Source organism: Hyphomicrobium sp., from assembly GCF_041674905.1.
Classification (GTDB): Bacteria; Pseudomonadota; Alphaproteobacteria; order Rhizobiales; family Hyphomicrobiaceae; genus Hyphomicrobium_B.
Genome location: NZ_JBAYUV010000023.1, coordinates 41,589 through 54,784, shown reverse-complemented (window position 1 = coordinate 54,784; position 13,196 = coordinate 41,589). Strand labels below are relative to the sequence as shown.

The following is a 13,196-nucleotide window of genomic DNA, read 5'->3' as shown; positions in this document are numbered from 1 at the left end:
GAGATGCGCATCCGGTTCGGAGTTCGCATCTTCGACATTCTCGGTGCGATCGACATCGAGGATCGCGGAGCCTGGTTGAAGTGCCCAGTGGAGGAGCGTGATCTATGAAAGTGAGCATGAGTATCGGCGGAATTGGCACGTCAGCCGCGCGCATGCGTGCGCTGGCTCTCGTCGGCGAGGCGATCGCCAAGCGTGAGGCGGATATCGCCGCAGAGCGGCCGCCGCAGAAGCAGAGCCCAGATGCAAACCTCTATCAGCCAACGCGGGGCAAGTGATGTCGAGTGCGGGCTTTGCGCTTCAGAAGGCGATTTTCGAGAAACTTTCGGGCGATGCGTCGACGCTTGCCGCGCTCGGCGGTCCGCGCATCTACGACGATGCGCCGGCGCGCACCGAGTTTCCGTTCGTGACCTTCGGGCAATCGACGGAACGCGACTGGTCGACCGGGAGCGATGAAGGTTACGAGCATTTGGTGACGCTGCATGTCTGGTCGCGGGCGCGCGGCAGGCGGGAAACGGAAATAGTGATCGCGGCGGCGCGCGCGGCGCTGCACGATCAGGACCTGACGCTCGCAGGACACCGGCTGATCAATCTGCGGCATGAATTTTCGGAAGCTCGCCGCGACAGCGACGGCGAAACCTTTCACGGCATCGCGCGCTTTCGCGCCGTGACGGAAGTTGAGGCAGCGTAGGACGACCAATGTCGTCATCCTCGCTCGAGCGAAAGCGAAGACCGGGGATCCAGCACAAGACGCGTCGAAGACGCAATATTGAGCCCACGGCGGCTTTGCGCTGGATCCCCGAACGCACTCGCTGCGCTCACGCGTTTGATGATGACGGAAGTTCGACCACCAAGGCGGTGCCCGGCGGCCGGCTCGCGGAACGCGAGTTGCCGGGCGTAAAACAAAAAGAGTTCTCAGACATGGCAGCACAAAAAGGCAAGGACCTTCTTCTGAAGGTCGATACGACCGGCGCGGGCGTTTACGTGACGGTCGCCGGGCTTCGCGCACGCAATCTTTCGATCAGCGCGGAGACGGTCGAGATCACCAACACCGAAAGCGCGGGGCAGTGGCGCGAGCTTCTGACGGGCGCGGGTGTGAAGTCGGCGCGGGTCACCGGCTCGGGCGTGTTCAAGGATGGCGCGTCGGACGCGACCATCCGCGACTACGCCTTCAATGGCACGATCCGCGACTGGCAAATCATCGTGCCGGATTTCGGAACGATCCAGGGAGCGTTCCAGATCACGGCGCTGGAATTCAGCGGACGTCACGATGCGGAAGTGACGTTCGACATCTCGCTCGAAAGCGCGGGCGAGCTGACGTTCGTGGCGGCGTAATGCTGTCTTTGTCGCAAGCCGCTCGCCTGCTTCTCCCGTCCCATTGACGGGGAGGGGGCGGGGTGAAGACCGAGGATGCCTCGGCCTCCCCGCAAGCGGAAGGGAAACTCGGATATCCATATGGCCAATAAACATCGCGGTGAAATCGAGGCGCAGCTCGACGGCACGACATTTAAGCTCGTGTTGACGCTCGGTGCGCTTGCGGAGCTCGAAGACGCTTTCGGCGACACCGACATGCTGGCGCTGGCGGCGCGCTTCGAGAAAGGCCGTCTCTCGGCGCGCGATTGCTTGCGCGTCATTGCGGCAGGCATGCGAGGAGCGGGTCACGCCACAAGCGACAGCGATGTCGCGACGATGCAGTGCGATGATGGCGCGGCGGGTTACGTCGATATCGTCGCGCGTCTGCTGACGGCGACGTTCGGCGGCGGAGGCGCTGCAGATGAGAGCAGGGCAGAGGAGGCGAACGGGGAAGCGCGCGACCCTTTCGCTGGGATCTCGTGATGGAAATTGGACTTGGCGTTCTGGCGCTTACGCCAGCCGTCTTCTGGTCCATGACGCCACGCGAGCTGCAGGCCATGCTGCGTGGCAAATTCGGAACGGCAAGCGATGGACTGGTGCCGACGCGCATGCAGCTCGACACATTGATGCGGCAATATCCAGATTGCGAGACATGAAACGATGCCATTGACTGACGAGCAACAGCTCGAGACGTGGAACGTCAAAATCACGGCCGATACGAGTGAACTCGAGACGAGCCTGGCGACGACGAGCCGTCTAGGACAGCAGTTTTCAAACCGGCTTGCGTCGGCGTTCGGTGATCTTGCCATCAAGGGCAAGAGCGTCGGCGACGTGTTCAAGTCGCTTGCGCTCAGTATATCCAATCTCGCGTTGAAGGCGGCGCTGCAGCCGCTGACGACGGGTCTGGCGTCGATGTTTCAGGGTGTCATCAGCGGGGCGATGCCGTTTGCGAAAGGCGGCGTCATTCAAAACGGCACTCCCGTTCCGTTCGCAAGCGGCGGCGTCATCGCGAGCCCGATCTCGTTTCCTCTTGCTGGCGGCGCGTCGGGCCTCGCGGGCGAAAAAGGTCCGGAAGCGATCATGCCGCTGACGCGCGGTTCCGATGGACGGCTCGGCGTTGCGGCGGCGGGCGGCGGCGGCCAGAACATCACGATCAATATCTCGACGCCGGACGCGGCGAGCTTCAACCGCTCGCAAACGCAGATCGCCGCGATGATCGCGCGCGCCGCTGCGAATGGGCAGCGCAACCTCTAGAGCGAAGTGATCTCATGTCCTTTCATGACGTCAGATTTCCGACGGCGATCTCGCGCAATGCGCAAGGCGGTCCGGAGCGGCGCACCGATGTCGTCGTGCTCGGTTCGGGATACGAAGAGCGCAACAGCCGCTGGGCGGATAGCCGCCGCAGCTATAATGCCGGCTACGGCGTCAAGTCGCTCGACGATCTGCATCAGATCATCGCGTTCTTCGAGGAGTGTCGCGGCCGGCTACACGCTTTTCGCTGGCGTGATCCGATGGATTGGAAATCGTGTGCACCCAATGCGAGCGTATCGCCGCTCGATCAGGTTCTAGGCAGCGGCGACGGCGCGAAGACTGCGTTTCAGCTGCGCAAGACGTATGGCGGCGCGTTCGCGCCCTGGGCACGGGATATTAAGAAGCCAGTCGCTAATAAGGTACGCATCGCGGTCGCCGGAATAGAGCGCGCGAGCGGCACCGAATACGCGGTCAATCTCGCTACGGGTGTCGTGACGTTTCTCGCCGGACATATCCCGTCTGCCGGGCAAAGCGTGACGGCCGGATTCGAATTCGACGTTCCGGTTCGCTTCGATAGCGACAAGCTCGAAATCAACCTCTCAGGATTTACGTCGGGCGCCATTCCGAACATCCCAATCGTCGAGGTGCGGCTATGAAAGCGCTTTCTTCCGAGTTTGGCGCACATCTCGCATCGGGTCAGACGACGCTTTGCTGGTGCTGGCGTGTTGCGCGCCGCGACGGCGTCGTGATGGGTTTCACCGACCACGACAGGACGTTGACCTTCGACGGCACGACATATGAGGCCGCCAGCGGCTTCACCGCAAGCGACATCAAGGACAGTCTTGGCCTCGCGGTCGATAACCTCGAAGTTTCAGGCGCGCTGTCGTCCGCGACATTGACCGACGGCGATCTTTCGGCTGGCCGCTATGACGATGCGCGCGTCGAAATCCATCGCGTCAACTGGAGCGACACGAGCCAGCGCGTGTTGATGCGCTCGGGAAGCATCGGCGAGGTGCGACGCAGTGGAACGAGCTTCGCGGCGGAACTTCGCGGTCTCGCGCACTATCTGCAACAGCCGAAAGGCCGGCTTCTGCAATTGACCTGCGACGCCGATCTCGGTGACGCGCGCTGCAAGGTGGATCTCTCGGCGCCCGCTTATCGCGGAACGGGGAGCATCATCGCGGCGTCATCGGCCCGGCGCTTCACCGTGTCGGGGCTCGCGGCGTTCGCTGGCAGATTTTTTTCGCGCGGGCTTTTCACGTTCGCATCGGGCGCGTCGGAAGGACTCAAGATCGAAGTCAAATCGCATGCAAAGCTTGCAAGCTCCGATGCGATCGAGCTGTGGACCGATGCCGAAGGCGTTCCCGCCGTGGGCGATATCTTCGTTGTCACCGCCGGATGCGACAAGCGCGTCGAGACCTGCAAGACGCGCTTTGCGAATGTCATCAACTTTCGCGGCTTTGCGTCGATGCCGGGCAACAAATTCCTGACGCAAGTGGGCCGCCGGAGCTAGCTCATGTCCTCACGACCGACACGTGCGATTATCGTCGAAGTGGCGCGCCTGTGGATCGGCACGCCCTATCATCATCAGGCAAGTCGTCGCGGCATCGGAACGGATTGCCTCGGCCTCGTGCGCGGCGTCTGGCGAGATGTCTATGGATCGGATGCGGAGAAGCCGCCCGCATACAGTCGCGATTGGGCGGAAGCCGGTGGCGAGGAAACGATGCTTGCCGCCGCGTCGCGGCATCTCGAAATCATTTCCGCGCCGGATATCGCGGCCGGCGACGCCGTCGTGTTTCGATTGCGTCCGGGCGTCGTTGCGAAGCATGCGGCCATTGTCGCCAGCGCGTCGACGATGATCCACGCGATGGAAGGTTCGCCGGTTTGTGAAGTGTCTTTCTCGCCCTGGTGGCGCCGCCGGGTCGCGGGCGCATTCCGGTTTCCAAATTTGAACGAAGGGTTCTGAACCATGGCGACGCTTGCTTTGGCGGCTGTCGGAGCCGCGGTCGGCAGCAGCGTGCTTCCCGCTGGCGTCGGCTTTCTCGGCGTGGCGCTGTCGGGAGCCACGATCGGATCGCAGGTCGGCGCTTTCGCGGGCGCTTATGTCGACGCCGCGCTGTTCGGTGCCTCGGGACAAAGCCGCGCCGTCGAAGGGCCGCGGCTCAGCGATCTTCGCGTCACCGCGTCGACGGAGGGATCACCGCTGCCGCGTATTTACGGACGCGCGCGCGTCGGCGGGCAGATCATTTGGGCGACCGATCTCGAAGAAGAGATCGTCAAGACGACGGAGTCGGCGGGGAGCGGCAAAGGCGGTTCGGGCGGTGGCACGACGCTGACGCAATATCGCTATTACGCGAATTTCGCGGTGGCGCTCGGCGAAGGTGTCGTGACTCGCGTTGGCCGTATCTGGGCCGACGAGCAGGAGCTTGATCTCGCGCGCACATCGTTCCGTCTCTACACCGGCAGCGAGATGCAGGAGCCGGACAGTCTCATCGCCGGGCGCGAGGGCGTGGAGAATGCTCCGGCCTATCGCGGCGTCGCCTACATCGTCTTCGAACGTCTGCCGCTCGCGGAGTTCGGCAATCGCGTGCCGCAACTCTCGTTCGAAGTCTTTCGTGGCATTTCGAGTGCGGAAAAGAATATTCGCGGCGTCGTGATGATTCCGGGTTCGGGCGAATTCGTCTACGCCACGGAGCCGGTGCATCAGACGTTCGACGATGGCGTCTCGCAATCGGAAAACGTGCATCAGTTGATCGGCGCGACGGACTGGCAGGTTGCCGTCGATCAGCTCGAAGCCTCGCTTCCTAACGCTCGCTCGGTGTCGCTGATCGTCAGCTGGTTTGGAACCGATTTGCGTGCCGGAAACTGCACGATCGAGCCCGGTGTCGAGACGCGGCACAAAAAAACCGCGCCGCTCACCTGGTTCGTCGCTGGACGCAACAGAAGCAACGCGCATCTCATCAGCACGCGCGACGGCAACGCGGCTTATGGCGGCACGCCTTCCGACCAGAGTGTGATCGCTGCTATCGGTGATCTCAAGACGCGCGGACTCAGCGTGACGCTGACTCCCTTCATTCTCATGGACGTCGCGGACGGTAACGCTCTCGCCAGTCCCTATGGCGGCGGCAGCCAGCCCGTCTATCCCTGGCGCGGCCGTATCACGTGCCACCCGGCGCCCGGCGTGTCAGGCACGCCCGATAAGACGGCAACGGCCGCGAGCCAGATCGCGTCGTTCGTTGGAACGGCAGCGCGGGCGGATTTCTCCTTAGCGGGGAGCACTGTCCATTATTCCGGTCCGAACGAGTGGTCGTATCGGCGCATGGTTTTGCACCAGGCCTATCTCGCCAAAGCCGCAGGCGGCGTCGACGCGTTCGTCATCGGAACGGAACTACGCGGGCTGACGCACGTGCGTTCGAGCGCGGATGCTTATCCGTTCGTCAGCGCCCTGATCGCACTCGCAGCCGACGTCAAAGCCATTCTCGGCGCAACGACTAAGGTTCTCTATGCCGCCGACTGGTCGGAATACTTCGGGCATCAGGCGGGCGATGGATCGGGCGACGTTTATTTCCATCTCGACCCGCTGTGGGCGTCCGAGAACATCGATGCGATCGGCGTCGACGTCTATTGGCCGCTGGCTGATTGGCGTGACGGACGCGACCATCTCGATGCCATCGCGGGTGCGGCGTCGATCTATGATGCGTCGTACCTGCGATCGAACGTGGCGGGCGGCGAGGGCTACGACTGGTATTATGCGTCGGCGGCCGATCGGGACGCGCAGGTGCGCACGCCGATCACCGATGGCGCGGGCAAGCCGTGGGTGTTCCGCTACAAGGACATTCGCTCATGGTGGAGCAACGCGCATTATAACCGTCCGGGCGGCGTCGAAAGCGCGACCGCGACGGTGTGGGTGCCGCAGTCGAAACCGTTCTGGTTCATGGAGGTTGGCTGCCCCGCCGTCGACAAAGGCGCCAACCAGCCGAATGTTTTCGTCGATCCAAAAAGTTCTGAATCGATGCTGCCCTATTATTCGCGCGGCATTCGCGACGACTTCATGCAGACGCGTTGTCTCGAAGCGTTGCGCGACGCCTTCGATTGGACGAAAGCCGGTTACATCGCGGGTCTCAATCCTGTTTCGGAAGTTACCGGCGCGCGCATGGTCGATCTCAGCCGCATGCATGTCTATTGCTGGGATGCGCGGCCGTATCCGGCATTTCCCTATGCGACGACATATTGGGGCGACGGCGGCAACTGGGCGCTCGGCCATTGGCTCAACGGCCGGTTGGGAAGCGCTTCGCTCGGCGACCTCGTCGCGCAAATTCTGACGGACAACGACTTCGCGGACTTCGATGCGTCGGGACTGACCGGAACCGTGCCCGGCTACGTGCTCGACGACACGATGTCGGTCCGCGACGCGTTGCAGCCGCTCAGCCTTGCGTATTTCTTCGACAGCATTGAAAGCGGCGGCAGAATTGTCTTTCGCCATCGCGGGCGCGCCGAGCCACAGATGACGTTCTCGGCCGACGGCCTTGTCGAAGAGCGCGCGGGCGATCCGCTTTATGAAGTCACGCGCGCGCAGGAGACCGATCTGCCGGCGTCCGCGAAAGTGCGATACATCTCGAGCGCCGACGTTTATCCGCAGGCCGTCGCCGAGGCGCGCCGCCTGACGGGCGCCAGCGGGCGCGTCGCCGAAGCCGATCTGCCGATCGTTCTCGACGACGGGCTTGCGGGATCGCTCGTTGAGAGCTGGCTTTATGAGACGTGGGCGGCGCGCGAGCGTGCGTCGTTCAGCTTGCCGCCGTCGGCGCTGGCGTTGGAGCCGGGCGATGTCGTGTCCGTCGATATCGCGGGACGCAACCGGTTGCTGCGTCTGACCGATGTCACGGAGCGCGGCGTGCGCGAGATTGCGGCGCTCGGCATCGATCCCGACGTCTATGACCGGATCGATGCCTCGTCGCGAGCGGCGGCGCAACCGGTGCCGGTGCAAGTGGGAACGCCAGCCGTCATGCTGATGAACTTGCCGTCGTGGACGATGTTGGCCGATGCACAATCGGGTTACGTCGCGGCGATGCAGAAGCCGTGGCCCGGCAGCGTCGCGCTCTATGTTTCGCCGCAGACGACCGCGTATCAGCTGCGCGCCGTCGCGAGCGCGCCTGCAACGGTCGGTGTGACGCTCGATCCGCTTCCCGCTGGTCTGGAAGGGTTGATCGACAACCAGGCGCGCGTGCGTGTCAGACTGACGTACGGCACGCTCGCATCGGCCGATCTTTTGACGGTGCTCGGGGGCGCCAACCTCGCGGCCGTTCGCAACGATGCAGGCGATTGGGAGATCATTCAGTTTTTGAACGCAACGCTCGTCGATGCGCAGACCTATGAGCTGAGCGGGCTTCTGCGCGGTCAATTTGGAACCGAGGGCGCCATGAGCGATGTCCTCGCCGAGGGCGCGCCGTTCGTTCTGCTCGATGGCGCCGTGAGCCGCGTTCCGCTTCAGGACAGCGAGTTCAAATTGCCGCTCAATTGGCGCTACGGTCCGGGCAATCGCGACATCGGCGATGGCTCTTACGTGACGTCATCGTTCGCGTATCAAGGTCTCGGACGGCGGCCGCTGTCGCCTGCGCATATCAAGGGCGTGCGTGCGTCCGGCGATCTCAACATGTCGTGGATGAGACGTACGCGGATCGGTGGCGATAACTGGGAACTGCCGGAGGTGCCGCTTGGGGAAGACAGTGAAACGTACGAGGTCGACATTCTCGACGGCGAGATGATCAAGCGCACGATTTCCGTGTCGGGGCCCAACGCCGTCTACGCAAGCGCCGATCAGATCGCCGATTTCGGCAGCATGCAAGCGGCCGTTTCAGTGAAGGTCTACCAGACCAACATGCTGTTCGGCCGTGGGGCTGCGCGCGCCGCCGTCGTCTGACGCCGTTTCGATTGATCGCGGCGATCCGCCTGGCCCTTCACCCCACCCCCGACCCCTCCCCGTCGGGGGGAGGGGAGCAGTGAGGCGATGTTATTGCGGCTCTATCCGTCCTTCTCCCGTCGAGGGGAGGGGAGAAGTGAAGCAATGTCGTTGCCATTCTCGCAGGCTCGAGAAGTCCTGCGCAGGACCTACTCGTGCTCGCCCCAACCCTCTCCATAGGGGAGAAAAGTGGGGGGAACATTCACCGCTCTGTTCTTTTCCGCCTTGCCAGGACGAGAGCGCACGCGATCGGCGCGCTCAATTCCCCACCCCGTTGCGGGGAGGGGTTAGGGGTGGGGGTCCTCGGTTAAGCGTGATGCAGCGACGAGCCCGCGACTTTCGGGGGTGAGGAAGAACGCGCTTTCACACATCGGATTCTCCGCCTGGCCCTTCACCCCACCCCCGACCCCTCACCGTCGAGGGGAGGGGAGCAGTGAGGCGATGTTATTGCGGTTCTATCCGTCCTTCTCCCCGTCGAGGGGAGGGGAGAAGTGGGAGAATTCCTGCTGCCGTCTCGCCCCGTCGAGAGGGCTGATGAAAGACCTGCTCGCGGTCTACCCCTTCACCTCACCTCCTGCACCTCCCGTCGAGGGAGGGAAGACGTGGGCACAACAAAATCTCAGAGGCAGACATGGATCAACCGCCGTGGCTTGAAGCTGCGTGGGCCGAATTCGGCGTGCGCGAAATTCCGGGGAAGGACGATGCGCCCGAAATCCTGCGCTACTTCCGAGATGCCGGCGACACGAGCGTCGAAACGGAAGCGACGCCGTGGTGCGCGGCGTTCCTCGGCGCGATGTTGAAGCGTTCCGGTTACACGGGAACGGGATCGTTGCTTGCGCGATCGTATCTCGATTGGGGCGACCGGCTCGATAGCCCGCGCTTCGGTGCGGTCGCAGTGCTGTCGTGCGGCGACGATCCGAACGCGGGGCATGTCGGCTTCGTGCTCAGCGATACGAACGGCAAGCTCTATCTGCTCGGCGGCAATCAGGGTGACGCGGTGACGGTCGCCAGCTTCGATAGGGCGAGGCTTCTCGGGCTTCGCTGGCCGAAGGAAAACATCGAGCCGGAGAGCCAGCACGACGACGCGATATTCCTGAAAGCACTCGCGCATGTGCTCGATATGGAAGGCGGCTACTCGAACGATCCTTATGATCCCGGCGGGCCGACCAACCGTGGTGTCACGCTAGAGGTTTATGCGAGATTCAAGAACGAGACCGTCGATGACGCGTCGCGGGCGCGCCTGATCGCCGAGCTGAAGCGCATTCCGGACGCGACGGTCACCGCAATCTACCGGCAGCGCTACTTCGATCCGGCTTCGTGTCCGGTTTTCACCGCGCCGCTGGCACTGATGCATTTCGATGCCGCCGTGAACCACGGCGTCGGCGCCGCGATCCGGATGCTGCAAGGCGTCGGGGGCGTCACGGCCGACGGCGAGATCGGTCCGGAGACGCTCTCTGCGATCGGCGCGAAAAGCCTCGCGGATCTGCTCGACGATTATGCCGAGACGCGACGTGCGCGCTATCGGGCGCTTCCGCATTTCTGGCGCTTCGGGCGCGGCTGGCTGAAGCGGGTCGACGCAACGCTGGCGCTGGCGCGCACATGGGCTGCCGCCGACGCCACCAACCGGGGGCTGCTCGAGCCCCAGCAAATTGCAAAAGGAGAAAGCAAGATGAGTGAAAAGTCTGGAACGCAAATTTCAAGCGACGATAGCAAATGGTGGCTGAGTTCAAAGACGATGTGGGGTACGCTGATCACTGCGGCGGCGACCGTCATTCCGGTCATCGGCCCGGCCGTCGGTGTCGTGCTGCCGGCGGACATCATCACGACGTTCGGCGACCAGGCGATTACCGCCGCGCAGGCGCTCGCCGGGCTATTCGGGACGGTTCTGGCGATTTATGGACGTCTCAAGGCCGATACGCCGCTCGTTCTGCGGAAGAATTAACGATATCCACCGTCGCGAGATAAGACGTCGCGGGCCATGACGTTCATGGACCGTTCAACGAGGGACCCGTAAATGTGGTCGGACGTCTGGAAGACATGCGTATGATCGGATCTATGGGTGCAGTAGCGGTGACGGCTGCGGCAGCGTTGGTGCTGCCCGGAGTCGTGCGCGCGGAAGACTGCCTGACCGACTGGGGCATGGCCGGGCAGATCGTCCGCCGGGAAAACCTCATAACCGTCCAGGAAGTCTCAAGGTCGCTCGCGGCCGACGGGATCGGCGAACTGGTCAAGACCACGCTTTGCCGCTCTCCGGACGGCTACTTCTACCGCATCGTCATCCGCGGCCCGACGGGCCAGCTCCGCACCACCGTTATCACCGCAAGAGTCCGGTGAAGAGTTGCGGTTGCCGGGCTAGCGATTTTGTTGCAACACCCCTACAACTTGCGGATTCGGCACTGAGGGAGTGGATCAGCGTGCGCGCGCTCGTCGTCGAGGATGATAAGGATCTCAATCGCCAGCTCGCGACGGCGCTCGCGGACGCGGGCTTTGCCGTCGACACGGCGGCGGACGGGGAAGAGGGGTATTTCCTCGGCGACACCGAACCCTATGATGTCGTGATCCTGGACATCGGCCTGCCGAAAATCGACGGCATCTCGATCCTTGAGCAATGGCGCCGCAGCGACCGCAAGATGCCGGTCATCCTGCTGACCGCCCGCGACCGCTGGAGCGATAAGGTCACCGGCATGGATGCCGGGGCCGACGACTATCTCGCCAAGCCCTTTCACATGGAAGAATTGCTGGCTCGCGTCCGGGCGCAGATCCGCCGCGCCTCGGGCCATGCCAAATCCGAAATCGAATGCGGTCCGATCCGCCTCGATACCAAGTCGGCGCGGGTGACCTGCGACGGCCTCCCTGTGAAGCTGACGTCGCACGAATTCCGTTTGCTTGCCTATCTGATGCATCATAACGGCCGCGTCGTTTCGCGAACGGAACTCGTCGAGCACCTTTACGACCAGGACTTCGACCGGGACTCCAACACCATCGAGGTCTTTATCGGCCGCTTGCGGAAGAAAATCCCCGGCGACGTCATTCAGACCGTGCGTGGTCTCGGCTATCGCATGAGCCAAGGACCCGATGAGGCTTAACTCGCTCGCGTTGCGGCTGTTCGCGACCTCGGCGGCTTGGACGCTGCTGGCGCTGCCGCTCGCGGGTTACATCATCTATTCGCTGTACCGTGACGACGTGCAGTTAAGTTTCGACGCGCAGCTCAGAAAGCTGCTGACGCAGATCACCGTCGACAGCATGGGCACGAGCGGCGACGTTCCCGTCATTCCGCCGAACCTCTACGAGCCGTTGTTCGAGGTGACGCAATCCGGCTGGTACTGGCAGGTCCGTCCGATCGACGGAGCGCCAGGCCGCACGCTGGTTTCTCCCTCGCTCGCGACCGCCGTGCTTCCATCTCCCTACGAACGCAGATTTCCAACCGACACGTCCGGCACGCGCTGGATGAACGTGCCGGGACCGACAGGTTCCACGATCCGCATCCTGGAATTCATCGATTCCCCCGGACACGACCCGGACAATACAAAGTATTCGATCATCGTCGCCGGTCCGCTCGACTGGTTCGAAGCGACCGTCAAGAAATTCCGCACACGCCTGACGAGCGCCTTGGCGCTGGTCGGTATCGGACTTCTGGCGGCGACGGTGTTCCAGGTGCGGTTCGGGCTTTTGCCGCTGCGCCGGATCGAGCGCGGGCTGGCGAGCATACGATCGGGCGAAGTTGAACGCCTGGAAGGTCAGTTACCAGCCGAGATCGAACCGCTGCAGACCGAGCTCAATGCGCTGATCGATTCCAATCAGGACATCATCGAACGCGCGCGGACGCAGGTCGGCAATCTCGCGCACGCGCTGAAAACGCCGCTCGCGGTCATCACCAACGAAGCGCGCGACGATCGCTCGAAATTCGGAGCGAAGGTGGCGGAGCAGGCGCAATTGATGCGCGACCAGATCAGCCATTACCTCGACCGGGCGCGGATGGCGGCGCGGGCGGGCGCCATCGGTCGCGTCACGCCGGTCGATACGACGGTCGAGCCGCTGGTTCGCGCGATCGAGCGCATTCACGGTGAAAAGGGGATCGCGATCTCCTTTTCCGTGCAGGCGGGCGCGCAATTCCAGGGCGAAAAGCAGGACCTCGAGGAAATGCTCGGCAATCTCCTCGACAACGCCTGCAAATGGGGCAAAGCCCACGCCTATCTGGCGGCGGCCGTCGACGCGCCGACCGGCGCTCCCCGGCGGAAGCGGCTTAAAATCACGATCGAGGACGACGGGCCGGGACTTTCGCCCGAGCAGCGCGCCAAGATCGGCAAGCGCGGCCTGCGCCTCGACGAGACAAAGCCCGGCTCGGGCCTCGGGCTGTCGATCGTCAGCGATCTCGCCTCGTCTTATCGCGGCACCTTGGCCTTGGACGCGTCCGAGCACGGGGGCCTCAAGGCCATCCTGGAGCTTCCGGCCGCCTAGGCGCCGGGCCGCCCAGCGATTTGTGCTCCATTCGCGTGTTGCCGCGCGGCATCATCCTCTAGTGTCGTTTGTTTGCCTGGATTGTGGTGGATTTCTGCCTTGTCGCGCGCACAATATCGGTCTAGCCAGCTTGAGGGACATGCGCCGGACCGGGTCACCTGGTTGGGTCAGAGGCGCGAGG

14 protein-coding genes are annotated in these 13,196 nt (G+C 63.3%); all 14 read left to right on the top strand.

From position 1 onward, the window contains the following. The first annotated feature begins 116 nt into the window (after positions 1 to 116). The 14 genes from WC026_RS10795 to WC026_RS10730 all read left to right on the top strand — a co-directional run bounded on the left by WC026_RS10795 (position 117) and on the right by WC026_RS10730 (position 13,015). Positions 117 to 275: a biopolymer transporter ExbD gene (locus WC026_RS10795; protein WP_372710946.1), complete on the top strand. Its 159-nt coding sequence runs from the start codon at positions 117 to 119 to the stop codon at positions 273 to 275. Then, the gene (locus WC026_RS10790) at positions 275 to 688 is read left to right on the top strand and encodes a DUF3168 domain-containing protein (RefSeq protein ID WP_372710944.1); all 414 of its coding nucleotides are present in this window, start codon (positions 275 to 277) and stop codon (positions 686 to 688) included. Before WC026_RS10795 ends, WC026_RS10790 begins: the two co-directional genes overlap by 1 nt. A 230-nt stretch (positions 689 to 918) precedes the next feature. Continuing rightward, complete coding sequence (locus tag WC026_RS10785; protein ID WP_372710943.1) at positions 919 to 1,332, top strand: phage major tail protein, TP901-1 family; 414 nt, start codon at positions 919 to 921, stop codon at positions 1,330 to 1,332. A gap of 120 nt (positions 1,333 to 1,452) precedes the next feature. After that, complete coding sequence (locus tag WC026_RS10780; RefSeq protein WP_372710941.1) at positions 1,453 to 1,833, top strand: gene transfer agent family protein; 381 nt, start codon at positions 1,453 to 1,455, stop codon at positions 1,831 to 1,833. Beyond that, positions 1,833 to 2,006: a phage tail assembly chaperone gene (locus WC026_RS10775; RefSeq protein ID WP_372710940.1), complete on the top strand. Its 174-nt coding sequence runs from the start codon at positions 1,833 to 1,835 to the stop codon at positions 2,004 to 2,006. The genes WC026_RS10780 and WC026_RS10775 overlap by 1 nt, the downstream gene beginning before the upstream one ends. A gap of 4 nt (positions 2,007 to 2,010) precedes the next feature. Continuing rightward, positions 2,011 to 2,604 carry a phage tail tape measure protein gene (locus WC026_RS10770; RefSeq protein ID WP_372710939.1) on the top strand — a complete coding sequence of 198 codons (594 nt, stop codon included), beginning with the start codon at positions 2,011 to 2,013 and terminating at the stop codon, positions 2,602 to 2,604. 14 nt (positions 2,605 to 2,618) lie between these two features. After that, positions 2,619 to 3,257: a TIGR02217 family protein gene (locus tag WC026_RS10765; protein ID WP_372710938.1), complete on the top strand. Its 639-nt coding sequence runs from the start codon at positions 2,619 to 2,621 to the stop codon at positions 3,255 to 3,257. After that, entirely contained in the window at positions 3,254 to 4,114 is an 861-nt protein-coding gene (locus WC026_RS10760; protein WP_372710937.1) for a DUF2163 domain-containing protein, read from the top strand. Before WC026_RS10765 ends, WC026_RS10760 begins: the two co-directional genes overlap by 4 nt. 3 nt (positions 4,115 to 4,117) lie before the next feature. Continuing rightward, positions 4,118 to 4,567, top strand: coding sequence for an NlpC/P60 family protein (locus WC026_RS10755; protein WP_372710936.1), 450 nt, complete (start codon positions 4,118 to 4,120; stop codon positions 4,565 to 4,567). A gap of 3 nt (positions 4,568 to 4,570) precedes the next feature. Next, entirely contained in the window at positions 4,571 to 8,518 is a 3,948-nt protein-coding gene (locus WC026_RS10750) for a glycoside hydrolase/phage tail family protein (protein WP_372710935.1), read from the top strand. 670 nt (positions 8,519 to 9,188) lie between these two features. Then, the gene (locus WC026_RS10745; protein WP_372710934.1) at positions 9,189 to 10,499 is read left to right on the top strand and encodes a TIGR02594 family protein; all 1,311 of its coding nucleotides are present in this window, start codon (positions 9,189 to 9,191) and stop codon (positions 10,497 to 10,499) included. A gap of 101 nt (positions 10,500 to 10,600) precedes the next feature. Next, positions 10,601 to 10,891, top strand: a complete 291-nt coding sequence (locus WC026_RS10740) for a hypothetical protein (protein WP_372710932.1) — start codon at positions 10,601 to 10,603, stop codon at positions 10,889 to 10,891. 80 nt (positions 10,892 to 10,971) lie between these two features. Further along, a complete protein-coding gene (locus WC026_RS10735; RefSeq protein WP_372710930.1) occupies positions 10,972 to 11,643 on the top strand; it encodes a response regulator transcription factor in 672 nt (223 codons plus the stop codon). Continuing rightward, on the top strand, positions 11,633 to 13,015 hold the full coding sequence (locus tag WC026_RS10730; RefSeq protein WP_372710929.1) for a sensor histidine kinase: 1,383 nt from the start codon (positions 11,633 to 11,635) through the stop codon (positions 13,013 to 13,015). The genes WC026_RS10735 and WC026_RS10730 overlap by 11 nt, the downstream gene beginning before the upstream one ends. The last annotated feature ends 181 nt before the right edge of the window (positions 13,016 to 13,196 follow it).

Bases quoted from the DNA above. Each gene is read 5' to 3' on its own strand.
- WC026_RS10795 (WP_372710946.1), top strand. From the start codon at position 117: ATGAGTATCGGCGGAATTGGCACGTCAGCCGCGCGCATGCGTGCGCTG.
- WC026_RS10790 (WP_372710944.1), top strand. From the start codon at position 275: ATGTCGAGTGCGGGCTTTGCGCTTCAGAAGGCGATTTTCGAGAAACTT.
- WC026_RS10785 (WP_372710943.1), top strand. From the start codon at position 919: ATGGCAGCACAAAAAGGCAAGGACCTTCTTCTGAAGGTCGATACGACC.
- WC026_RS10780 (WP_372710941.1), top strand. From the start codon at position 1,453: ATGGCCAATAAACATCGCGGTGAAATCGAGGCGCAGCTCGACGGCACG.
- WC026_RS10775 (WP_372710940.1), top strand. From the start codon at position 1,833: ATGGAAATTGGACTTGGCGTTCTGGCGCTTACGCCAGCCGTCTTCTGG.
- WC026_RS10770 (WP_372710939.1), top strand. From the start codon at position 2,011: ATGCCATTGACTGACGAGCAACAGCTCGAGACGTGGAACGTCAAAATC.
- WC026_RS10765 (WP_372710938.1), top strand. From the start codon at position 2,619: ATGTCCTTTCATGACGTCAGATTTCCGACGGCGATCTCGCGCAATGCG.
- WC026_RS10760 (WP_372710937.1), top strand. From the start codon at position 3,254: ATGAAAGCGCTTTCTTCCGAGTTTGGCGCACATCTCGCATCGGGTCAG.
- WC026_RS10755 (WP_372710936.1), top strand. From the start codon at position 4,118: ATGTCCTCACGACCGACACGTGCGATTATCGTCGAAGTGGCGCGCCTG.
- WC026_RS10750 (WP_372710935.1), top strand. From the start codon at position 4,571: ATGGCGACGCTTGCTTTGGCGGCTGTCGGAGCCGCGGTCGGCAGCAGC.
- WC026_RS10745 (WP_372710934.1), top strand. From the start codon at position 9,189: ATGGATCAACCGCCGTGGCTTGAAGCTGCGTGGGCCGAATTCGGCGTG.
- WC026_RS10740 (WP_372710932.1), top strand. From the start codon at position 10,601: ATGATCGGATCTATGGGTGCAGTAGCGGTGACGGCTGCGGCAGCGTTG.
- WC026_RS10730 (WP_372710929.1), top strand. From the start codon at position 11,633: ATGAGGCTTAACTCGCTCGCGTTGCGGCTGTTCGCGACCTCGGCGGCT.